Raw genomic sequence first — 22,385 nt, forward strand, 5'->3', positions numbered from 1 at the left:
GAATAGCATGATTAAGACCCTTCCGGGAAGCCGGGAGGGTCTTTTTGCTGCGGCAGGTTTACCGCAGCTTCATATGCAGAATCGGGAACGGGTTGCCCTGTTCATCCAGCTCAGAGCGATCAGTCACATAAAACCCCATATACTCATAAAAGCCATATGCCTGTGGATTCTGTTCATTCACATCCACGCTTTGTACATTCAAATGCTCAATGGCATGGGTAACAAGCTTTTTGCCGATACCTTGTCCCATGGCCCCGGGGCTGATGAACAGCATTTCAATTTTGTGATCCTCCACGCCCATGAAGCCGAGCGGCGCCTCGCTGTCAGCGGTATAGAGGAGCAGCTGGTCTATTCCGCTGAGTCCTTGCAGAACAAAGGGGCGCAGGGCGGCAATGTCTTTTTCCGAGAGAAAAAGATGCGTAGACTGGACAGAGGTCTTCCAGATGTTGAGCAGGGTCTGGAGTAAGGATTCGTTGCGGGAGAGTAGGGATAATGAGTGGATCATCGGCGTACTCCTTTATTTTAAATTCATAGTAACTAAGTGCTGGCCGGAAAAGCAGGCAGCTTCATCAATGAGGTAAGTTTAGTTTAAAGGATAACCATCCCGGTTACATTAAAAGAGTCGAAGGATTTAGTAATTGTATAGCCCTAGTCACCAACGAGTGGAAATCACAGAGGAGGAATGTACGATGAGCGATCAATATACGGTTCAAGACCCTACCACACAATATCAGAAGGCCACAGAGGAATTCGAGCAGCAGCAGCCTGCCCCGGGACTGGAAACGGAGATGTATCCGAAGCCGGATGACGGTGCGCAGACTTATAAAGGCAGCGGACGGCTGACCGGACGCAAGGCGGTAGTTACCGGAGCGGACAGCGGGATCGGCCGGGCGACGGCGATCGCTTTTGCCCGTGAAGGTGCTGATGTAGTTCTTGCTTATATGCCGGAGGAAGAGGCCGATGCGCGGGAGGTTGTTAAGCTCGTTGAGGAAGCCGGACGCAAGGCGGTCGCCATGCCGGGCGATCTTAAGGATGAGCAGTACTGCGAGCAGCTGATTGCTACTGCGGTCGAGCAGCTCGGCGGCATTGATATTTTGGCGAATATCGCAGGCATGCAGCAATACGTGACTGACATCGCCGATCTGACGACAGAGCAGTTCGATGCTACCTTTAAGACCAATGTATACTCGCTGTTCTGGCTCTGTAAAGCAGCCATTAAGCACATGAAGCCGGGCAGCACGATCATTAATACCTCTTCGATTCAGGCTTATACGCCTGCGCCGATTCTGCTGGATTATGCGACGACGAAGTCGGCAATCAATACCTTCAGTAAATCACTTGCCCAGCAGGTGGCTGAAAAAGGAATTCGCGTCAACGTTGTAGCGCCCGGACCTGTCTGGACTCCGCTGCAGATCAGCGGCGGCCAGCCTGTAGAAGTGCTGAAGGACTTCGGCGCCAAGACACCGCTCGCCCGTCCGGGCCAGCCGGCCGAAATGGCACCTGCATACGTATTCCTGGCCAGCCAGGAATCAAGCTATGTCAGCGGTGAAACGCTGAATGCGAACGGCGGCATGCCTACGCCGTAAGAGATAGGCGCTGCTACGGAGCGGCTGCCGTGATAGCAATAACCACAGCCTCCGGCTGTAAGCCTGAGCACTCAGGTCTATCAGCCGGAGGCTTTTTGGCGTGCTATGATTAGGAGACACGGCCGCCCGGCTAACGGACAGAGAGGACGTTAATGAGGCGTTTGGACGGAATTTACTTGTCTAACGGACTCAGGTAGCCTTATTTGGCCTAATCCCAGGTCCAAGCAGCCCTAACCGCACAACTAACATCATCTGAGTCAGATACAATCTGAAGCCAGCTGTTTTCTGCCTGATCCGGAGCGCTTCCCGGCCGGCGCAACGGATCTATAGCTTGGCAGAAATCAGCTTGCGTCCCGAAGCAGTAATCTGCTACATTCGCAATGTGAAGCATGCGGAGTATGAAGCTCTTTGCTCCGGCTGTGCCAGAATACAACATGGAGGAGGAATATCAGGCTTGCAGCGATTAACGGATCTATCCAGCCCCGCCAGTAACAACCGCCTATCCCCACGCACACTAAGGGATTTCTATGACCGGCTCTGCCAATCCGGACTCGCGGTCAATACTTTCATCCTAATGCAGGACGGCGAAGTCACCGCAGCGTACTCGCGGCCTCCCTATCGTCTGGATCAGCCGCAGCTGCTGTACTCTTTAAGCAAAAGTATCACCTCCATTGCGGCCGGCATTGCCGTAGACGAAGGGCTCCTGAGGCTTACGGACACTGTAATGTCCTTTTTTCCGTACAAGCTTCCTGACACCATATCTGCCAACCTCTCCCGGATGACTGTGCATCATCTGTTATCCATGAATGCGGGACACCGGGATAATATATATGGTGCTGTTACGCAAGAGGAGGACTGGGTGCGGGCCTTTTTGGCACAGGAGGTTCCGCTTGAGCCGGGTAGCCATTATGTATACAGCACACACTGCACATATATGCTGTCTGCCATCATTGAACAGGCAGCCGGTGCGAATCTGGTTGATTATTTAATGCCGCGCCTGTTTAAGCCTTTGGACATTCCCCGGCCTGTCTGGGAGACCTGTCCGCTCGGAATTACCGCCGGAGGAATGGGTCTTAGCCTGTCACCTGAAAGCCTCGCCAAGCTCGGCCAGTTGCTGCTGAACAAAGGGGAATACGCGGGCACAAGAATTGTGTCAGAGCATTATCTGCGGCTGGCTTCCAGCGAGCAAAGTGATAACCGGCAGTCTGCCAAGGCAGGAAGGATCGATTCTGCCCAGGGCTACGGCTACCAGTTTCATTTATGCCGCAGAGGCTGCTTTCGGGGAGACGGCTCCTTTGGCCAGCTGCTATTGGTAGCTCCGCAGGAAAGGATCGTAATTGCGTCTACAGCTGCTTTTCCCGGTATGCAGCAGTTGCAGACGCTGCTTGATCTGATCTTTGAACAGCTTTTTGACCGCTTGGACCAGCAGGCTGCGGATAGCCACACAGATTTCCCGGACCCGGTCAGCACGCTAACCTGCCTGGATCCTCCAGCGGCACCCGGCAAATCTACATTTTCGCAACCCGCATCTGTGTCAGCAGACCACCCGGAGCTCAAAGGTACGTACCATTTGGATAATAATCCGCACGGTCTTAGGTCGATCATTCTAGACATGCAGGGTGAGAGGCTGATGCTGCAACGGGTTTACGCGGATGGGAGGGTTAATGTACTGCCGTTTCATTTTACAAAGAGGATTTGCGCGCAGGATGTGTTCCATAAGGATCTTGAGCTCTGCCCGCAGGAAGTGGTTACAGCTGCGGAATGGCAGAGTCCGGATACACTTATCCTTACACTGGTCTATCTAGAGACACCCTATATCGTTACCTACACAATCGGATTAGGCCGGCCCAATTCAGTCCAACTTACCTTTCAAATAAATGTGTCACTGCAAATCCCGGAATTTAGCGCAGCGGGTGTGAAAGACATCCTTTCATGAATTCATGCTATAGTTAACCCAGACAGCCTTGCCGCTGATTTATACGATAAAAGAGGTAAACCATGCAAATCCAGATCGGAGACCAGACCCTGTCACTGAACGTCCAGTACAGTAAAGGTAAAAAAATATCGCTGAAAATAGACGGGGCCGGCCGGCTCAATGTTAAAGCCCCCAAGGGGACGGCGGATGAGGTTATTCTTAACGCAGTTCAAGGACATAGCGCCTGGATTGCAGAGAAGCTGCGCAGCCTGGAGGCGGCCAAGCAGGTACCGCAGCCGAAGGCATATGAAGAGGAAGAAAGCTTTTTATACCTGGGTAAGGAGTATCCGCTGCATGAGCTGATCGGAACCGGTGAGCGGGATGCAGAGGCGTTGAAGCTTGCGCTGAAGAAGTTTTATTTTACCAGTCTGAAGAAGGTGGTTGCCGAGCGGATGCCGCCCTATCAGAACCAGCTGAAGGTTAAGCCGAAGTCGTTCGAGATCGTAGAGTCCCGGACCAAATGGGGGAGCTGCAGCGCAGATAAAAAGCTGACCTTTAACTACAGGCTGGCCATGGCTCCGCCGGAGGTGATCGATTATGTCATTGTTCATGAGCTGTGCCATCTGCTGCATATGAACCACGACCGGTCCTTTTGGCGGCGGCTTGGCGGCATTATGCCGGATTATAAGGACAAGGAGGAATTCCTTGCCCGTTTCGGCGAATTCATGACCCTGTAATTCACGGGCTCCGGTAACCGGACCCGTCTAGGCGATTGAAGTGGCAGGATGCTTGATGCCCCCGGGAAAAGCGTCACCGGAGCAGGCTCTTACGAACAGTCCGCTGTCATAAGGAGCGCTGCTCATTTCAAGCCCGCTATAATCAGGCGTGTAATGAAAGATAATCCGTGCCGTGCTGCTATCCGCAAGCTTAGACAGTATGGCATGAATATCGGGTGCCTTGCGGCTTATAACGTCATACATATGCAGCTCATTCCCCTCCTGCCGGCAGATCACAATGACCTCTTCCTCCTCCAGATAATAGACATCCCCGCTGAACACATTCAGACAGTAAAACATCAGCAGACCCAGGCCGCCGTCTGTACCGAAACGCTGCGACACCGGCAGACGCCGGGAGGCGAAGGTATGAATGAACGCCAGATCCTCTGAGCAGGAGCCATCCAGCTTGCGTATAAAGCTCTGCTTCGCGGTAGGAAGCTGCTGCGGCTCATATGCGGCAGTATAAAGCTCTTCCCGGGCCGGAGTGAAGCCAAAACGCGGGTAGAAATCCAGCACACTGTCATTGGCGAACAGATACATGAGATCACAGCTGCCGCCGTGGGCCTCCATAACTTTGTTCATTAATGCTGCGGATAAGCCCTGCTGCCGGTAGTCGGGATGTGTCATCACGGTGCCGAGCTGAACGGCTTTTTTGACGCGCCCCTCAACAATAACATCCAGCAGGTTCACCGATACATTCGCAACAATCTGCTCCCCCGCAGCATAGGAAAACGGGATATATCGTTCGTCCCAGAAGCCCGCCTGATACCAGCGGTTCAGCTCCAGGCCGAACGTATCCGCAGCAAGCCGGGTGAAGCTGGTCCTCAGCTGTTCATTTTTTTGGTAGTCTGTAACAAACTGCAAATGATCCATATCCATGCCTCCTAATGTTCATCCCTACATGTTACCTGTACCCCCCACTGCTTCAATACTCCACCCCGCGTACCCTGGCAAAAATCATCGTATCCCGCAGCTGGCCGTCCACATCACATTTGTCATTACGGAGGATGCCTTCGAGTGTGAAGCCGGACCGTTCAGCTACCTTAGCGCTATGTATATTTCGGGTGTCGCAGCGGATCTCAATCCGGTTCGCCCCCAGCTCTGCGGCTGCAAAGTCTGCAATGGCCTGCACAGCTTCCGTGATATATCCCTGTCTGCTGTAAGAGGTCCGTACCCAGTAACCGATCTCAAACTTACGTGTCTGCCAGTCAATCCGGTGCAGGCCGCTGCTGCCGACGAGGATTCCGGTACCCTTCCGGAGCAGAAGCAGGCGGATGTCCTTGCGCTCCAGGAACTCCAGCCGGGATCTGCGGATGCTGGCCTCAGACTGTTCCGGGGTAGGAAGGCTATTGGCCCAGGGCATCCAGGGACGAAGCTCGTCCAGGCTCTCGCGAACAGCTTCATTAACTGCGGCACCATCTCCCCATAATGCCGGCCGGATCAGCAGCCGGCTGCTTTCAAAGTGTTCGGGAATATCGAAAAGAATAGGCTCTAACGGAGAATTATCCATAGTACCGCCTCCTGATGGTTCTTATAGGAATTTTGTCCTAACTATATACCACCTAAGTATACTAAGAACGCTATCTTAAGAGTAATAAACTTTCCTCCTTCGTGTAATTCACAATCTTTGGGCGGAGCGTTATCTTATATAGTAAGAAATGTTCTTTATTAAGAACTATGCAGGATGTCAGTAAGTGGAGGCCTTGAAATGAGTGCAATCGCCGGTATCTATCATCTGCAGCAGCACAATCTGGACCCGGAACTGGGTATGAATCTGATGAAGCAGCTTAACCGTTATCCGGCTGATGATTTGAGAGACTGGCAGGACAAGAGCATTTATCTCGGATGCCTGTCACAGTGGATTACTCCGCAATCTGTACATGAGCATTTGCCATACTATGATCCGGAGCGGAAGCTTGCCATTACGGCTGATGCGATCATTGACAATAGAAATGAGCTGTTCGAGGTGCTGGGAATTCCCCGGGAAGACCGGGAAGCGATCCCCGACAGTCTGCTTATATTACTTGCCTATGAAAAATGGGGCGAAGAGGCTCCTGTGCATCTGATCGGCGATTTCGCCTTCATGATTTGGGATGCGCGGCAGCACAAGCTGTTCGGGGCGAGAGACTTTTCGGGTAACCGCACCCTTTATTTTCATCAGTCCGGCACAATCTTCGCCTTCTGCACCGTCATTCATCCGCTGCTGTCGCTGCCGGGTGCAGGACAGGGGCTGAATGAGCATTGGGTGGCCGAGTTTCTGGCCATTCAGGACAGAGTGGATGCTGCGGACTGCTTCTTAACCGTATATGACTCGGTTGGACAGCTTCCTCCCGCTCACTCCGTCTCGATAACCGGCGGTAAGATCGTCTTCTCCCGCTATTGTACCATTCAGGCTCCGCCGGAGCTGCGGCTTGGGTCCAACTGGGAGTACGAGGAGGCATTCCGGGAGGTGTTTGGACGGGCGGTGAAGGATAGGCTCCGTACCTATCGTGCAGCAGGCGCTAACCTGAGCGGAGGGCTGGATTCCGGTTCAGTCGTCAGCTTTGCGGCAGAGGAGCTGCGCCGCCGCGGCCAGCCGCTCTATACCTTCAGTTCATATCCTGTAGACGGCTTCACCGGCTTCAAGCTCGGCAACCGTGTTGCAGATGAACGCCCATATATTCAGGAAACAATAGATTTTGTGGGGAATATTCAGCCGAGCCTGATGAATTTTCCGGAGCGCAACTCCTATAACGATATCGAGGATTGGCTGGGCATTATGGAGATGCCCTATAAATTTATCGAGAATTCTTATTGGCTCAAAGGGATCTATGAGCAGGCCCAGCGGCAGGATATCGGTATCCTGCTCAGCGGACAGAGAGGGAACTGGAGTGTCTCCTGGGGACCTGCCCTGGACTATCAGGCCAAGCTGCTCCGGGAATTCCGCTGGCTCTCCTTCTACCGGGAGAACAAGGGCTATAACGAGTCCATGCAGGCGAACCGCAGGCTGGTTATGAAGATCGTAGGCAGGAAGGCTTTTCCTGAAATACGCAGCCTGCTATCCCGGAGACAGAGCCAGGAGGAGCTGCCGGAGCTGATTGACCCCGGATTTGCCAGACGCACCGAGGTGTATGAGCGGCTTCAGCGCTCCAATATAGCCGGGGATCCTTCCGCACAGAGCATTTATGATTTCCGCAAAAGACATTTCGAGCAGCCGCACATCTGGAATGTTAACGGTACGGTTGCTACGAAGCTGTCGCTGAAATACCGGGTATGGGACCGTGACCCGACGAATGACCTGCGCGTGATCCGCTTCTGCCTCTCCATTCCCGAAGAGCAGTACGTCCAGAAGGGGGTGGACCGTTCGCTGATCCGCCGCGCTATGGCCGGGCGCCTGCCGGACAATGTCCGGCTCAACCGCAAGCGGCGCGGGGTGCAGGGGGCGGACGGCATCCAGCGGATGCTGCCGGAATGGGGTGCTTTCCTGAGTGAGCTGCGGGAGATGACACGTGATCCGCAGGCTGCGGTATATTTGAACAGCCCGGGGCTCGCCGGATGCTTGGACCGGCTGGGTAGTGAGCCCGAACCTCATCTGATTTTTAATACGGATTTTCGCCTGCTGGCACGCGGACTTGTCTTTTACAGGTTCCTGAAGCGCCTGTCTTGAGGAAATCGCTTGAAAGGGGGTGACATACATGAAAAAGGAATACAGCAAGCCTGCTTTGGAAGTACTCGACGTTAAGATGACTATGGCTGGACCGGGACTGGCAATCGCCGACTCCTTCCAAAGTGATCCGGATGAGATCGTACATCACTCCTAAGAGCATTTGGTACGAGGAGCCCTCATCCCCCTGAGCTTGCTGGAGGGGGATAAGGGCTATTTCCATCATCTTGAGGCAGAGGAGGAACGGGTATGGCAAGTACAGTCCAAGGTCTGGCGTATCAAGCTTTCGGCTTGCAGATTTTCAGTGAATTTCTATTACCGGAGCTTCCCTTAGCAGAGGGTCCGGGACTAAACGGCAGCGTGGCAGTAATGCGCGGAGATCTGGCAGAGCGCTGGCAGGCCATTCCCAAGATCACTCCGAATGTTGGCGTTCTGGGTACAGAGGTCATGTTTGAGGCAAAGGGCAAGGCGGTATATTCCGTTCAGGATGGTATCCGGATTACAGTTGATCCGGTGGCCGGAGCCGATATGGACAGCGTTCGCCTGTACATTCTGGGGAGCTGCATGGGCGTTCTGCTTATGCAGAAACAGATTTTGCCTCTGCACGGAAGTGCGCTTGTGCTCAATAACCGGGCTTATGCGCTTGTAGGACAATCCGGAGCGGGTAAATCTACACTAGCCTCCTATTTGATGGAGCAGGGTCATCTGATGCTCAGTGACGACGTTATTCCCGTTATCGTGCAGGACGGCCAGCCGCTTGCAGTTCCAGGCTATCCCCAGCAGAAGCTGTGGCAGCAGAGTCTGGACTATATGGGAATGAATTCGTCCGGCTACCGCCCGCTGTTCGAGCGGGAGACCAAGTTTGCTGTTCCGGTGCATGACCGTTTTCACAAGGAGCCGCTGCCGCTTGCCGGCATATTCGAGCTTGCCGTATCTCCTGAGAACGGGCCTGTAACCGTGCAGCCTGTTAACGGAATGGAAAGATTTCATACGTTATTTAATCATACCTATCAGAAGGCGATGATTGACCGGACCGGCATCCGGGAATGGCATTTCGGTATGCTGGCTTCCTTTATGAACCGGCTGCCAATCTACCGGATTACCCGGCCGCAGCAGGGGTTTAGCGCCCCGCAGCAGAGTGCGCTGATCTACGACACGATTAAAACAAAGACAGAGGAGGGTTAATGATGAGTACAGCAAACGTGTTATCTCTTGAAACGGTGCTCGTCCAGCAGCCGGGGAATATCGCAAGCGACATGGACGGCGAGAAGGTGATGCTGAATATACAGAACGGCAAGTATTACAATCTGGGCGAGGTTGGCGGAGAAATCTGGTCGGCGATAGCACAGCCGGCGCCGGTAAGCCGGATCGTGGAGGTTATTCAGCAGACATTCGAGGTTCCGGTTGAGACAGCAGAGCGGGATGTACTGGAATTTGTGCATAGCCTGCTGGCCGAGGGTCTGGTCGCCGTTGCTTCCGCATCATGACGGGCATCCGGCGGCTTCACCTGCTGTTAACGGATGACCGCGCGGTCCTGGCCCTTCTTCCGGAGGCGTTATGGCACCTGTTCATTGCAAGAATCCGCCTGCTGTTCCCCTTTGCCCGTACAGCCTCGCGGCTTGGCCGGCAGTCGCAGGAGACCGCCGGAGAAGTGAGCGCAAGGGATGCGCATACCATTAAGCGGATTACCCGGGCGATCCGGGGCGGCAGCAGGCTTACCCCCTGGAAGAGCACCTGCATGGTGAGAGCCGTTGCCGCTCTGGGCATGCTCGAAAGACGCGGAATTGAGAGTACGCTGTACATGGGGGTTGCCAGGGATAAGCAGGGGCAGATGATTGCCCATGCCTGGCTGCGCAGCGGACCGTATTACGTGTCCGGTGATGATGTCATGCGGGGATTTGTTGTGGTTCAGAAATTTGCCAAGGTGATACAAGCCGAGTAATCGAGGTGGGATCATGCAAGCCATTATCTATTATGTCCGGCAGCTTCAGCAGCTGTCCGGAGTCAAGCTGTATTTGAATTTGCTCGGCATGGTCATCAGCGGTCTGCTTGAGAGCTCAGCTATCCTGCTGCTGGTACCGATGCTCGGTCTGGCAGGACTGCAGCTTGGCGGGGCAGGAGCGGCCTTTAATCTTCCTATGCTCGGCTTCATATCAGAGCTGCCGCAGACAACGGCGCTTATGCTGGTGCTGGGCGCCTACATCGGCATTGTGCTGTGCCAGAATCTGATTGCGCGCTTTGTGGCGGTCCGCAATGTGGAGATTCAGCAGACCTACGGCCGGCAGCTGCGATATGAAGTCTACAGTGCCCTGCTGCGGGCAGAGTGGTCTTTTTTCCTGAAGAAAAGAACCTCCGACCTGGTTAACCTCATGACTACGGAGATCGCCCGGGTGCTTGCAGGCATCAGCTGCTTCCTGCAGTTTCTTACCTCAATGCTGTTCACGCTGGTGCAGATCGCCTTTGCTTTCTGGCTGTCGCCGCAGATGACGCTCGCTGTGCTTGTCTGCGCTGTCCTGCTGTCTCTGTTCTCGCGCAGGTTCATCCGCAAAGCCAAAAAACTGGGCAGCCGCAGCACCGAGCTCGGCAAAACATATCTTGCCGGTATTACCGACCAGCTGAATGGAATCAAGGATATCAAGAGCAATAATCTGGAGCAGTCGCGGCTGGAGTGGCTGCACGGGTTTACCGGAGAAGTGAAGCATGAACAGCTGGAATATACCCGTCTGCGTTCCAACTCCCAGCTGCTCTACAAAATGTCCTCGACCCTGCTGATTGCCCTCTTTATCTTCGTTTCGTTCCGGTTTCTTCATGTAGAGGGGCCGAATCTGCTGCTGGTCATTCTGGTGTTCGCCAGACTGTGGCCGACTTTTTCCTCTTTGCAATCTTTAATGGAGCAGCTTGCCTCCGTTCTGCCTTCCTTTAAGCAGCTTAAGGACATGGAGGGGGAGTGCCTGCGCGCTGCTGAGGAAGGCCCGGCAGCAGGAAGCGGAACGGCACCTGTACCGATGGTGCTCGAAGAAGGCCTTGAAGCACGCGGCGTCCATTTCCGCTACGATCCCCAGAAGCCTGAATACTCCATGCAGGATTTGAATGTTAAGATTCCCGCTAACCGCATGACCGCCATAGTCGGACGTTCCGGTGCAGGCAAAAGCACGCTCGTAGACCTGCTTATGGGACTGATGCAGCCTGAGTCAGGGATAATTCTGGTCGATGGTACACCGATTTCGGGGGAACACCTGCTGTCCTACCGCCGTTCTATCGGCTATGTCGCCCAGGACCCGTTTCTCTATAACGCTACAATCCGCGATAATCTGACGATGATCAAGCCGGATGCCAGTGAAGAGGAGCTATGGGAAGCGCTGGAGTTCGCCTCCTCAGCCGGGTTTGTGCGCAGGCTGCCGGAAGGGCTGGATACGCTGATCGGCGACCGCGGCATCCGCCTGTCCGGCGGGGAAAGGCAGCGACTGGTACTGGCCCGGGCCATTATCCGCAAGCCGTCGATCCTGGTGCTGGATGAAGCGACGAGTGCACTCGACACCGAGAATGAGCAGAAGATCCAGGAGGCGCTCGACCGGCTGAAGCACTCGGTAACCTTGATTGTCATTGCCCACCGCCTGTCCACTATCCGCGGGGCTGACCAGATTCTGGTGATTGACCAGGGCCGGGTGATCCAGCAGGGTGTCTACGGCAGGCTGGCCTCCGAAACAGGCGGCATGTTCAGCCGGCTGCTCAGCGGCCAGGAGGCCATGTAGCTTCGGGTTTATGCAGGCTGGAACAGCGGCGTTGTCCAATTTATAAGAATCATAGCAAAGCCCCGGTCTCTACTCATTGTAGAGGCTGGGGCTTTGACTTTGAGATGCTGCATGTATTTGCATGCTATAGTATGAAGCGCCTTCCCGGGCCGGTATTGTCTATTGTCTTGCGACTTCAGATATTTTTCTACTACGTTAGGTGTTTGTTCTACTACTTCAGGTGTTCTCCTGCGATGTCAGCAGTTCTCCATAGCCGGCCGCGTATATAATCCGGAGGCCGCTTAAATTTAGTTTGATTTTGGTCACTTCATTTTAGTGTTTTGCGGCTTTCACGGCTATTAGCTGGAAAAAGGTAATCTAATATGGCTGGTTTATCGCTTTGAGAGCAATTCCGGCGATATTAGGTGGCGTTTTTCCAGCTAATCCCCGGGAGGACGCGCTCATCTGAGAGTTAGATGACGAATTTCCAACTAAGTAAATATATTAGGCCTATATTCAAGGCTTAACCGCCCATGGTTAGCAGACTCGCATATGGCAGGCCCTTATAACGCCGGCCACAGACTCTACCAATAAATAAGCAAGCATCCCCACCCGCAGCTTAAGCTTCCTCCCGGCCGGTTGCCTTACGCCAGCTCCAGAGAAACGGACGCAGCGGAAAATACAGCACATGCAGCGGCTTCGGCAGCGGCAGCGTCCGGGCATCCACTGCATAGGGATACAGGAAGCCGGCTGCCCGCAGCATACGGTTCCGGGCGGTTAAGATTGCCGGCTGGTAGGCTTTAAAGTGCCGCTCTACCTCCGGTTCCAGCGGAGGGTCATTCAGATTGACCATCCTTGCTACATAGAATACAGCATCCTGAGCCAGCTGCCGGGCTTTGGGCTTGTCCATCAATCCTGACAGACTGGGATCAACCTTAGTGTCCAGCAGGTCAGCGGCAAGAATCAGCGTCTGTCCGGCAATCGCTTCACCATTATACTGCTTCAGCAGCTGGAGCAGCTGCTCACTGTCCGGCTGCTGGAGCAGCAGCATTTTGATGTCGAGCAGCCAGCGCAGCCGGGACCAGGCATGGCGCGCGCCGTGCGAGACAAGGAAGAGGAACAAATCCTCGCGGCCCAGATAGCGCACGTCAGGACCCAGCAGAGTGCTTGTGCGCGCATGCTTCCACAGTGTCTTGAAATCTGGTTCTGCTGAAGGCCCCGGACCCAGCCGCCAGTGGACCTCAAGCTTAATCTTGCTGTCTGGATGATTGAAGGTTAAGTGATGCTCCCGCCATTTCCAGTCACCGAGAATACTCTCATAGACCTCTATCTGCTCGTACCCCAGCCGCAGCAGGTAATCCGCCGTCTCTGATAGCCGGTCTATAGGCACCATGAAATCAAGGTCGCGTGAGGTGCGGAGAGAGAAATCACCGTACAAATCTTCAGCAAGCACAGGGCCCTTTAGAAAGAGGGAACCGATTCCCAGCTCATTCAGTCCAGCGCCGATCCGGGCCATTTCCCCGCTGAGCTGCAGCATTCGTACAGTGTTGCTTCGGTACTCCTGCTGCAGCCGTTCACGGACATGGGCAGGAATGAGCTGATTAGACATCCCGCTGAGCTTGGGATACAGAAAAGGGAATACACGGTGATGCAAGGTTAACCGGATAAACAGCTTCCAGTCTATCTCTGCGAACAGCTGCGGACGCTGCTCCGTCAGCCCGTCAACCGAATCCGCTGTAAGTAAGTGAAGAAGAAGCGATATTTCCTTAGATAAACTCCCTCTGTCAAGGGTATACCGGTCAGTCATAGGGACTCTCCTTACTGGAAAATTAGGTGGGTCTGGAGTCAATTCCGTTCATTTTAACGAAGGCACAGAGAGCGTAACACCGGCAGCGGAACGTGTCAATTTGAAAATTACAATAAATAGATTATTTTAAAAATAATAGAATCACCCGCTGAAAGACAGGCTTTAACTCTTATAACGCATTTATAGGTCGAATGTAACAGGTAATTCCGATATAATATTTCAATCAACGCTTATCCGGAAAGGTTAGGCCCGGAGCGAAAGGGGCGGACAAGATGACGGATGCCTGCATACCTGAAATTCCCGGCGCAGAGAACTGGCGCAGAATTGAACAGGTGCTGAAAGGCTGGTCGGATGACAAGAAGTATTATATAGAAGACCATGAGGGAACGAAGCTGCTGCTCAGGGTTTCAGCGGTGAACACCTATGCGCGCAAGAAAGCCGAATTCGAGCTTATTCAAAAATTCAACACACTGGATTTTCCAATGTCGCAGGCGCTCCGTTTCGGTACCTGTACCGGCGGGGAGGTTTATATGCTGCTGACCTGGGTGGAGGGAGTGACACTCGAGGACTGTCTGGCTGATTTACCTGTGCAGGAGCAGTATGAGCTGGGAGTGGAGGCAGGGGGCATTCTCCGCACAATCCACAGTATCCGCAAGGATAAGGAGCTGTCCGGCTGGGAAGCGGCAATGCAGGCTAAGATATTGAGACGGATCAGGGAGTATGAGAATTGTCCTTACCGTCTGGAGAATGATGCTATGGCTATCCGTTATGTTCAGGAGAACATCGGGCTTATTCACAACGTAGAGAAGGTATACCACCACGGAGATTTCCATGCCGGTAATCTGCTGTATACCCTGGAAGGCGGGGTCGGTGTGATTGATTTCAACCGCTGGGATATTGGCGATTATGCTGAAGAGTTTTACAAGGTCCAGTTTTTTGACCGGAAGGTAAGCATTCCTTTCGCAAAAGGAAAACTGGATGGCTATTTTGTTGGCCCGCCGCCGGATACGTTCTGGCAGAGACAGGCATTGTATGTGGCGTACAGCTCTCTTTTCTCAATTAAATGGTCCATTCCCTTCGGGAAAGCAGATATTCAGGGGATGATGGAAATCGCCAGACAGGCTTTTCGGGATTACGATGATTTCCGCAGACTGGTCCCGCGCTGGTATACAGAGTAATTTCGGCGCTAAAGATTGAAATTAACCAGCGCAAACGGTAGAATTGCACTACCAACAGATTTAACCAAGAAAGGGATTGTATCTTTTGACTAATGAAGAACTGAATCAAGAGCTGCCGGAGAACTATTCGGAGCTGAAGAAGGCGGCCGGCCGTACTGCAGACTGGAGAGCACGCCTTGCGGCTGTCGAGGAACTGGGCAACTGGAACCACAAGCAAGTTATTGACATCCTGAATCGTCTGGTGACCAGCGATCCTGTATATACTGTTCAAGAAGCTGCATACCGGAAGCTGAGTGCGTTCGGCGAGGAGGTCACTGCACCTTCCAAGGACAAGCCTGAGCTGTTCAAAGGGATCGGCAAAATTATGCTGCGCATCAAGAAGAGTCTTCCGCGTGAGCATTCCTACGGGGATTTTAAAGAGAAGCTGCAGAAGATGCGGATTGATATCTACGATGCTTACGAAGGCGAAAAGGGCGAAGAATTTGATAAGTGGCTGGAGCAGCAGTGGCTTGCAGCAAAATAGTAAAGGGTGACATAATCCGATATGCATAACGATTCATATCAATCCCCGCTGGCTGCACAGTTTCAGGAGTACCTGGGGCTCTCTGCAGGATTCCGGCCTGATTACATTGCCAGCCTTGGCAAAAGCTCTGAAGGAAGCAAGACGCTTACGAACCTTGTGCCGGATGCTCCCGGGCTGCTCCAGGTGATTTACGGTCAGGTGGCCGGGACAAGCAGTGACGAAGAAGAGCCGAGCCTGATCGAGTTCATTCCCGGCTACCGCCTTATTCATATTGCCGAGTATGCGCAGGAGATGCAGGTGCTGGCTGAAATTCTGGAGGAGAAGGGACATAGCGCAGGGGGCCGGGTTTTTCCTATCCTGACTAACTACGGCAGTGATTTTATCTGTCTGTGGCAGCAGGAAGACGGTTCGGAAGTGATCTGTGACCTGCTGAACGACTTTGGCGATCTGGTTGTGATGTACAGCGCACCGGAGAAGTTTTTGGAGACACTGTGTGAATTTTATAAGCAGGAAGCTTATTTTCTGGATGAAGACGGGTTCCTCGACTGTGATTTGATCAAAGAAGGCGAGATCGGAACGGAACTGAATCCGGGAGCGCAGTACTGGTCAGAATAAAGAACAAAGCCCCTATACCCGCTGGTAAGCGGAGCATGGGGGCTTTTTGCTGCCTGCGGGCAATTATTGCTGTGCCTCACGTTTTTCCTGCTCACGCAGTTCGACGCGGCGGATCTTGCCCGAGGTTGTTTTCGGCAGATCGCTAATGAATTCAATTTTACGCGGATATTTGTAAGGAGCTGTCATTTCTTTGACATGGCTCTGCAGCTCCTTGATCAGCTCAGGTGAACCTGCATTGCCGTCCTTCAGGACAATGAAGGCTTTGACAACAGAACCGCGGATCTCATCGGGACTGGCAACAACGGCACATTCCTTAACCAGCGTATGCTTCATCAGCGCATCCTCGACCTCAAACGGGCCGATGGTGTAGCCGGAGCTGATGATAATGTCGTCTCCCCGGCCCTCAAACCAGAAATAGCCATCCTCATCCTTACGCGCCCGGTCGCCGGTTACGAAATATTCCCCTTGAGTAGCATTGGCCTTGCGGTCCGGGTCTTTATAGTAAGTTTTGAACAGGGCAGGCATGCTGAGATGCACCGCAATATCGCCCACGACATTTGGAGGCACCGGATTTCCATTCTCGTCGATAACCTCGGCGATGCCGGGAGCAATGGATTTGCCCATTGACCCGATACGGACCGGCTCATCCTTCAGGGCGGCGATGATCAGCGTGCTTTCCGTCTGCCCGTAGCCGTCGCGGATTGTAATATCAAAATGCTGCTGGAAGGTATTGATGACCTCCTGGTTCAGCGGCTCACCTGCGGATACGGCGCAGCGAAGCTTGGACAGGTCATACCGTGACAGTCCTTCGGTCTTCGCCATAAGCCGGTATTCCGTAGGTGTACAGCACAAGACCTGGATGCCCTCATCCTGCAGCAGCTGCAGATAACGGTCGGGATGGAAGGCGCCATTGTACACAAAGCCGGTAGCCCCATTGCCGAGCACCGTCAGGAACGGGCTCCAGATCCATTTTTGCCAGCCCGGGGCTGCCGTAGCCCAGACGGTGTCTGATTCCCTGATTTCCAGCCACTGCGGGGAGGTGATCCGCAGGTGGGCATAGCCCCAGCCGTGGGAATGCACAACTGCCTTCGGATTACCGGTAGTGCCGGAGGTATAAGCCAGAATGGCAATGTCATCGCGGCTGGTGACAGGCGCATCAAAGAAATCCGGTTGTCCGTCCATCAGGCTCTCCAGGTCGCTCCAGCCTTCTTCAAGCTCATCTGTGTTACCGGATACTGACAGCCGGTAGTCGAGGGCAGGGAGATCATCACTGATCTTATTAACTTCTCCGGTTACCTCGGACCAGACGAGGACTGCTCTGGCTTCCGAGTGACGCAGGCGGTAGGACAAATCCTTGGCCCGCAGCATCTCCGAGGAAGGTATAACGGCCAGTCCCAGCTTGAGGCAGGCCAGATAGATAACATAGGCAATGATGCGGCGCGGAACCATGACCAGAACGCGGTCGCCTTTATGAAGACCCAGTCCGGCCAGTCCGCCAGCCAGCCTGTTGGCTTGGCCGAGCAGATCACCGTAGGTAATTTCCTCGGAGCTTCCATTTTCGTGTAGCCATTTAAGCGCGATCTTGTCCGGAGGATGCTGCTCCATTTCCGAAGTCAGATTGTAAATTTCGGGTGCAATGAAACGCTGATTGTCCAATTGAACATCTCCTAAATTAACGTGATAGTTGCAGCTGTCCTCTAGTATACCATGTTTTATTAGGACCAGGTGCTAATCAGTTTCATTATCTTTAGTGAAATTTTGGTTACTATAGTTATAGAGAAAATAATAAACAGGGTGAATCGTTACAGACTTGCCGGAAAGCGAGATAGATATGAAGCCTGCACAATTCGATGAAATCTTTTCTATTATGGAGGATTCTTTTCCCGAAAGTGAATTCAGAACCTATGGCAGCCAGAAGGCGCTGCTGGACAATCCTCATTACCGGATCAGTACCAGACAGGATGCGGGGGGCCGGATCATCGCTTTTTTGGCGGCATGGGAGTTCCCCGAGCTGCGTTTTGTTGAGCACATTGCCGTTAGCCCTAATATTCGCGGCGGCGGCACGGGCAAGCTCTTGATGAACAGTTATCTTGCCCGCTCGGAGACGCCCGTGCTGCTGGAGGTGGAGCCGCCGGACGGTGAGCTGGAGCGGCGCCGGATCGGATTTTATGAGCGGCTTGGTTTTCACCTGAATCCATTCGATTATGTCCAGCCTCCGCTGCGCCCCGGCCAGCAGGATCTGCCGCTGCGCATTATGACCTATCCGCGTCCGCTTCAAGCGGCGGAATTTCAGCAATACAGGGAGATTCTCTATTCCAAGGTATATAAATAGACTGGCTTCAGCAGCTTTGAAATCCTTCTTTACAATCCGGATACAAGTTCGAAACAAGTTCATGATTAAATGAGTTCATAGCAAAGAACAACACAAACACTAAACTAACCACTAAGGAGACGATATTCAATGAAAAGCAAAAAAATGATTATAGCAACTATGGTGTTCGGAATGGCTGTTACAGGCTCGGCCGGTGTCTACGCAGGAACGAATCTGCAGAAGATTAGCGCTTATCTGAATCACAGCATCGGGTTCAAAGTTAACGGAGCTGCTTATACCCCTGTTGACGGCAACGGTAAGACACTGGCTCCAATCACTTATAACAACACAACCTATCTGCCGGTGCGCGCATTGGCCGACGCCTTGAAGGTTCCCGTAACCTTTGACGCCTCCGCCAACCAGGTCGTGCTGGGTACTTCCGCCGGAACAGGGACGCCTGATAGCGGAGCAACCGTTACACTGGCGGCTGTGAACTACAGCACAGCACAGAAAGAGCAGATTACCAAAGCTTTCGCGAACTACCAGGGCTTCGAAACAGCCTATGCCCCGGCCCAGATGATCAGCGGAGACAGCTTTGTAAGTGTCGGCGGCGGTGAGGACGGCGTATCCTTCCTGTTCAAGCACATGCGTGTTAACATTTCGCCGCGTGACTACTCCTACGATTACGATGGAACGACAGTGAAGCTGTCCAATGGAACAAGCGCCAAGTGGTATACACCATCCGATATTCCGATGCTGACCTTCAAGCTGGATGACCGTTATGTAACCATCAGCTCCCCGGATCAGTCGCTCAGCAAAGCGAAGCTGGAGAAGGTAGCCGTGAACGTTGCCAAACAGGCCAAATAAATTCATTCACTAACCCTTATCCATATAAAAAGAGAAAGCAGCAGCCGGCTCTGTACATACAGAAACGGCTGCTGCTTTTTTGCAGAATATAACGGCCAGCCTGTACACCAGCCTCTACTTATTGGTGCTGTGTGTTTTATTGGCTAATCGGGCCTGCGGAGAGCCTTGACCCCTGCGTTTATTCTTCTCCGCCTTGCGCTGATTCTCCTGAAACTTGGTTACAAATTCATGTGTATTCATACTTGTCAGCCTCCTAAGCGAAATTAAGCATAGCCTGGTCAGAACTGACTTTACTATGCCCTTTCCCCAAAGGGCTGATGCATGGAGCGGAAGCTTATTCCGCCGGCGGCTCCAATGCCCCGTACTGGGCCAGTGCTTTCATAGCTGAGTCACGCATCCGCTTTTTGAGTACAGCCCCCTCAGTCACACGCACTCTTTTGCCCAGAAAACGGAGCTTTGACAGCACATACTCACCTTCGTTTCCAAGGTAGGTCAAGGCGACGGAATAGATACCGGACAGCTCGTCATAATGAACCTCCTTCTCAAAGCAGGAAAAAGCGTACAGGATGCGCGACAGCTCCCGGTTATATTCCGGCTGCACCTCAATCACGGCACGCTGCTTCCGGCTCTCCAGAAGATCGCCGATTTCAGCTAAGGCTGAAGCACAGGCCTCTTCCTGAACGGGTACTTCGGAGACAGAGGCGATTTTGGACAGGCGGACGCTGAGCAAATCATGCCGCTTCCAGCTGTACCAGAGCAGATACCATTCCCGTTTGACCATAGAATACTCCAGGCGGTAAGGCAGGCCGGATTGCTTGGGGCTGATCATGCCGTCCTTCAGGAGAAAAGTCAGCCGTACCCCGTGCTTGTGCTGTATGCAATGCCGTAATGTCTTCAGAAGCGGATGAAACACCTGCCGTTCCCTGCTTGCGGCTTTGTGAATCAGGTGATCGTGCAGGGGGAGCGCTTCGTCCTGATACAGGAGAGTGCGAAGCTTGTCAAGGGTGGGGCCTGAGAAGGCGTCGGCGGATGAAGGGTGGTCCAGCATCAGCTTCAGCCATGCGCGCTCGTGGGCAGTAGAGAGGAAGGCGCCGGATTCACCCAGCCTGGATAGGACCCTGTAATTAAAAATCTTTTCAAACGGATTCATAGTAAGCCAGCAGCTCCTTCCATTCCTGGATCATCTCCTGCCGCAGCTGCAGGGGCTCGAGAATTTCACAGCTTGAACCAAAGCTCCGCAGCCATGGCTTGATCTCGGTATATCCGTTAACGTTAATCTCATAGATAAAAGAGTGCTCGTCCTCCCCGGTGATTACGCCCCATTGCCCCTGCAGGAGTACCCGTTCCTTGACAAAGTTCTTCCCGCCGCCCGCAACCGGGTTAAGAAATCTGGCGCGGATGGTCACCGGTTTGCCCGTGTCAATCATCCAGCTCAGAGCCAGCATACCGTCCAGCCGCTTTTTCTCAGCCTGAAACAGATCTTCAGCTACGGCTTCGGCCTCTGCAATCTGGGTAATGCCCTCCAGCCTGTATTTACGGACTCCCTTGCGTTTATCGCATGCCAGCAGATACCATCTTCCATATTGATGATCATAGACGATCTTGAGCGGCAGCATCTTCTCCAGCCGGCCCTCTGTTTCCCGCTCAAACAATGGATTGGTCGGCCTGGCTGAGTAATTCTTGCCTTCCTTTGGAGAAAAGTATAGAAACTGTACCTTGCGCCGCTCCCTGATTGCCGATAATAGAGGGTAGAGGTGGGCTTCATCAAGAATTCGCGAATAATAATGATATTTATATAAAAAAGGATCAGCTGCCGCATCCGCCAGGCTCCGGCGGTTGAGCTGCTTTTTGAGGCTGTCCCGCAACAGATAGCCTTGAACGGAAGGGACCTGCGTATTCGCCATTACATCTACGAAATCGAACAGCTCACATAGCTCGTCGCCGGACAGCTGGCGGATGAGGTCATCATACAGCCGGTAGCGGTATGGCCGGGGTCCGGGCTGCTTCGCAATGACTCCGACTTCCTCAAGATACCTCAGGTCCCCGCGCAGTGTTTTCTCATCAGGCCAAATCTCCTCCTGCTCTTCACCGCTGCAGCATACCTCGAGCAGCTCTTTGATTGTCAGCGGCCGTTCGTTTAAGCCGGCAAGGATGCGGGAGAGACGCAGCGATTCCGATTCCTTCAGCGACTTGGCCCGGAAGAGAAACAGCAGAGCCGGTTCGGCGGAATCATAGTAATTGAATCTGAAGGTATCAATAAAAGCCTTGTCCTGATCTTCAGGCGGCTCAACCTGTATGGTCTGGACGACTTCCTTTAGTTTTTTTACGGTTTTGTCAAAGGTATGTACCGAGATGCCGAGACGCTCGGCGAATTGCTGGCGGCTGTAAGCCCCGCTTGTCAATACAAGCATGCGCAGGAACTGGATTTCCTTATCAAAGCTTTCTCTGGCCATGGCTCTCCTCCGAATCTGGGAATGTACTTCTAATTGTAACAGGGGCGGATGACGGTTGAAATGCTGATCTTGGCAGTTTATGGGGAACATGAAGCTGGCGAGCAGGTAAGGGAGGCGGTCAAAACAGCCCCCCGGCGCTTCCCTGCCGGAGGGCTGTTTACTTACTTTCTTCTATAATACCTGTGCCAGTCTTGAATGGCCCCGGCAAGCGTGGGACAACGGTGTCTTCTCCAGTCTGCGGTTTCCCATTCCTTTATAGCCTGCTGCTTGGTCTGATACGAACTGTAATCACAGATATTCCAGGAGCAATACAGCTTTCTGTACCATTTGCCGTCTGAGACTCCAGAATGATAACGGCGTACAGCCTTGGCTGCCTGGCGCTTTGCCCAGATCGTTCCGGGGGTTGTAGCATCATTACATACCGGCTGCTTTTTCACGCTTCTGCTCATATACTCTAACCTCCTTATGGGAAGCTAGAGATCATGCAGCGTTTTAATGGTGATCACCCCATCTTCATTGGTGTAATTATCCATACGTTAATTGATGCAGTTATTGACGCTGCAGGGGACAAAAGGTTGCTGGCTATAAGCTAATGATCTGGCCTTAAAATAAAATCAAAAAAATACTTGCATAGTTTCTCTCAGCATGGTATATTATATTTCTGGCCGCGAAACGCTGAAAAGCGTCGAAGCTAAGCTCGAAAAAAGAAATTAAAAAAAGAGCTTGCAACGAACGAGCGGTTGTGATATAGTATAAGAGTTGCTGCTGACGAGAACATCGAAGGCAATGACGAGCTTGATCTTTGAAAACTGAACAACGAGTGAGTATCTGGAGATCGCTTCGGTGAAATCCAAAAGTAGAGAATGCAAATTCTCGTCAGATGTTTCAAAATGAGCATTCGCTCTTTTCGATAGTTTTCGGATGGTTATTTCCTCGGAGTGATTCGGGTGAAGTGATTGCCCGGAAAAACCTAATTGGAG

At 52.9% G+C, this 22,385-nt stretch carries 24 protein-coding genes; 14 read left to right on the forward strand and 10 right to left on the reverse strand.

Annotation, left to right across the window (positions count from 1 at the left end):
• Positions 1–58 precede the first annotated feature (58 nt).
• Positions 59–505 (reverse strand): GNAT family N-acetyltransferase, encoded by a 447-nt coding sequence (locus tag BN3772_RS23890; RefSeq protein ID WP_042202801.1) that lies wholly within the window; start codon positions 503–505, stop codon positions 59–61.
• Positions 506–689: 184 nt separating this feature from the next.
• Here BN3772_RS23890 and BN3772_RS23895 point away from each other — a divergent pair, with 184 nt between their 5' ends.
• The 3 genes from BN3772_RS23895 to BN3772_RS23905 all read left to right on the forward strand — a co-directional run bounded on the left by BN3772_RS23895 (position 690) and on the right by BN3772_RS23905 (position 4,238).
• On the forward strand, positions 690–1,586 hold the full coding sequence (locus BN3772_RS23895) for an SDR family oxidoreductase (protein WP_042202803.1): 897 nt from the start codon (positions 690–692) through the stop codon (positions 1,584–1,586).
• Positions 1,587–2,040: 454 nt separating this feature from the next.
• Positions 2,041–3,522, forward strand: coding sequence for a serine hydrolase domain-containing protein (locus tag BN3772_RS23900; protein ID WP_042202805.1), 1,482 nt, complete (start codon positions 2,041–2,043; stop codon positions 3,520–3,522).
• 62 nt (positions 3,523–3,584) lie between these two features.
• Positions 3,585–4,238, forward strand: a complete 654-nt coding sequence (locus BN3772_RS23905) for a M48 family metallopeptidase (protein ID WP_042202807.1) — start codon at positions 3,585–3,587, stop codon at positions 4,236–4,238.
• Positions 4,239–4,265: 27 nt separating this feature from the next.
• Here BN3772_RS23905 and BN3772_RS23910 read toward each other — a convergent pair whose 3' ends face one another.
• Positions 4,266–5,150: a GNAT family N-acetyltransferase gene (locus BN3772_RS23910; protein ID WP_042202809.1), complete on the reverse strand. Its 885-nt coding sequence runs from the start codon at positions 5,148–5,150 to the stop codon at positions 4,266–4,268.
• 52 nt (positions 5,151–5,202) lie between these two features.
• Positions 5,203–5,787: a GNAT family N-acetyltransferase gene (locus tag BN3772_RS23915; RefSeq protein WP_042202810.1), complete on the reverse strand. Its 585-nt coding sequence runs from the start codon at positions 5,785–5,787 to the stop codon at positions 5,203–5,205.
• Positions 5,788–5,985: 198 nt separating this feature from the next.
• Here BN3772_RS23915 and BN3772_RS23920 point away from each other — a divergent pair, with 198 nt between their 5' ends.
• From BN3772_RS23920 to BN3772_RS23940, 6 genes are all read left to right on the forward strand, one after another.
• Positions 5,986–7,923 (forward strand): asparagine synthase-related protein, encoded by a 1,938-nt coding sequence (locus BN3772_RS23920; RefSeq protein ID WP_042202811.1) that lies wholly within the window; start codon positions 5,986–5,988, stop codon positions 7,921–7,923.
• A 28-nt stretch (positions 7,924–7,951) separates the two neighbouring features.
• On the forward strand, positions 7,952–8,077 hold the full coding sequence (locus tag BN3772_RS30740; RefSeq protein WP_039869839.1) for a paeninodin family lasso peptide: 126 nt from the start codon (positions 7,952–7,954) through the stop codon (positions 8,075–8,077).
• A 92-nt stretch (positions 8,078–8,169) separates the two neighbouring features.
• The gene (locus tag BN3772_RS23925; RefSeq protein ID WP_042202812.1) at positions 8,170–9,105 is read left to right on the forward strand and encodes a phosphoenolpyruvate carboxykinase (ATP); all 936 of its coding nucleotides are present in this window, start codon (positions 8,170–8,172) and stop codon (positions 9,103–9,105) included.
• A gap of 2 nt (positions 9,106–9,107) precedes the next feature.
• On the forward strand, positions 9,108–9,407 hold the full coding sequence (locus BN3772_RS23930; protein WP_244444825.1) for a lasso peptide biosynthesis PqqD family chaperone: 300 nt from the start codon (positions 9,108–9,110) through the stop codon (positions 9,405–9,407).
• Positions 9,404–9,862, forward strand: a complete 459-nt coding sequence (locus BN3772_RS23935; RefSeq protein ID WP_042202816.1) for a lasso peptide biosynthesis B2 protein — start codon at positions 9,404–9,406, stop codon at positions 9,860–9,862. Before BN3772_RS23930 ends, BN3772_RS23935 begins: the two co-directional genes overlap by 4 nt.
• A 13-nt stretch (positions 9,863–9,875) precedes the next feature.
• Complete coding sequence (locus BN3772_RS23940) at positions 9,876–11,672, forward strand: ABC transporter ATP-binding protein (protein ID WP_042202818.1); 1,797 nt, start codon at positions 9,876–9,878, stop codon at positions 11,670–11,672.
• Positions 11,673–12,270: 598 nt separating this feature from the next.
• On the opposite strand, the gene BN3772_RS23945 is transcribed toward BN3772_RS23940, so the two are convergent.
• Positions 12,271–13,458: a nucleotidyltransferase domain-containing protein gene (locus BN3772_RS23945; RefSeq protein ID WP_042202819.1), complete on the reverse strand. Its 1,188-nt coding sequence runs from the start codon at positions 13,456–13,458 to the stop codon at positions 12,271–12,273.
• 272 nt (positions 13,459–13,730) lie between these two features.
• On the opposite strand from BN3772_RS23945, the gene BN3772_RS23950 reads away from it, so the two are divergent.
• The 3 genes from BN3772_RS23950 (at position 13,731) to BN3772_RS23960 (ending at position 15,774) form a co-directional block, all read left to right on the forward strand.
• Positions 13,731–14,636: a phosphotransferase family protein gene (locus tag BN3772_RS23950; protein ID WP_042202822.1), complete on the forward strand. Its 906-nt coding sequence runs from the start codon at positions 13,731–13,733 to the stop codon at positions 14,634–14,636.
• An 85-nt stretch (positions 14,637–14,721) separates the two neighbouring features.
• Positions 14,722–15,159, forward strand: coding sequence for a HEAT repeat domain-containing protein (locus BN3772_RS23955; RefSeq protein ID WP_042172931.1), 438 nt, complete (start codon positions 14,722–14,724; stop codon positions 15,157–15,159).
• Positions 15,160–15,180: 21 nt separating this feature from the next.
• Positions 15,181–15,774, forward strand: a complete 594-nt coding sequence (locus BN3772_RS23960) for a hypothetical protein (RefSeq protein WP_042202823.1) — start codon at positions 15,181–15,183, stop codon at positions 15,772–15,774.
• A 63-nt stretch (positions 15,775–15,837) separates the two neighbouring features.
• Here the strand turns inward: BN3772_RS23960 and BN3772_RS23965 are convergent, their stop codons facing one another.
• The gene (locus BN3772_RS23965; RefSeq protein ID WP_042202833.1) at positions 15,838–17,379 is read right to left on the reverse strand and encodes an acetate--CoA ligase; all 1,542 of its coding nucleotides are present in this window, start codon (positions 17,377–17,379) and stop codon (positions 15,838–15,840) included.
• A gap of 226 nt (positions 17,380–17,605) precedes the next feature.
• Here BN3772_RS23965 and BN3772_RS23970 point away from each other — a divergent pair, with 226 nt between their 5' ends.
• Both BN3772_RS23970 and BN3772_RS23975 read left to right on the forward strand, forming a co-directional pair.
• The gene (locus tag BN3772_RS23970; RefSeq protein WP_042202834.1) at positions 17,606–18,106 is read left to right on the forward strand and encodes a GNAT family N-acetyltransferase; all 501 of its coding nucleotides are present in this window, start codon (positions 17,606–17,608) and stop codon (positions 18,104–18,106) included.
• Between the two features lie 129 nt (positions 18,107–18,235).
• A complete protein-coding gene (locus tag BN3772_RS23975; protein WP_042202825.1) occupies positions 18,236–18,952 on the forward strand; it encodes a stalk domain-containing protein in 717 nt (238 codons plus the stop codon).
• Positions 18,953–19,066: 114 nt separating this feature from the next.
• Here BN3772_RS23975 and BN3772_RS23980 read toward each other — a convergent pair whose 3' ends face one another.
• The 5 genes from BN3772_RS23980 to BN3772_RS31085 all read right to left on the reverse strand — a co-directional run.
• Positions 19,067–19,192 carry a DUF4023 family protein gene (locus tag BN3772_RS23980; protein WP_086074733.1) on the reverse strand — a complete coding sequence of 42 codons (126 nt, stop codon included), beginning with the start codon at positions 19,190–19,192 and terminating at the stop codon, positions 19,067–19,069.
• A 94-nt stretch (positions 19,193–19,286) separates the two neighbouring features.
• A complete protein-coding gene (locus BN3772_RS23985; protein WP_042202827.1) occupies positions 19,287–20,102 on the reverse strand; it encodes a WYL domain-containing protein in 816 nt (271 codons plus the stop codon).
• Positions 20,089–21,405, reverse strand: coding sequence for a helix-turn-helix transcriptional regulator (locus BN3772_RS23990; protein WP_042202828.1), 1,317 nt, complete (start codon positions 21,403–21,405; stop codon positions 20,089–20,091). Before BN3772_RS23990 ends, BN3772_RS23985 begins: the two co-directional genes overlap by 14 nt.
• 161 nt (positions 21,406–21,566) lie before the next feature.
• Positions 21,567–21,854, reverse strand: a complete 288-nt coding sequence (locus tag BN3772_RS23995) for a hypothetical protein (protein ID WP_042202830.1) — start codon at positions 21,852–21,854, stop codon at positions 21,567–21,569.
• Between the two features lie 261 nt (positions 21,855–22,115).
• The coding region (locus tag BN3772_RS31085) for a hypothetical protein (protein ID WP_209443699.1) at positions 22,116–22,385 on the reverse strand (270 nt) is incomplete at its 5' end.

This window comes from Paenibacillus camerounensis (genome assembly GCF_000723885.1).
In the GTDB taxonomy this organism is placed as follows: Bacteria; Bacillota; Bacilli; order Paenibacillales; family Paenibacillaceae; genus Paenibacillus_AQ; species Paenibacillus_AQ camerounensis.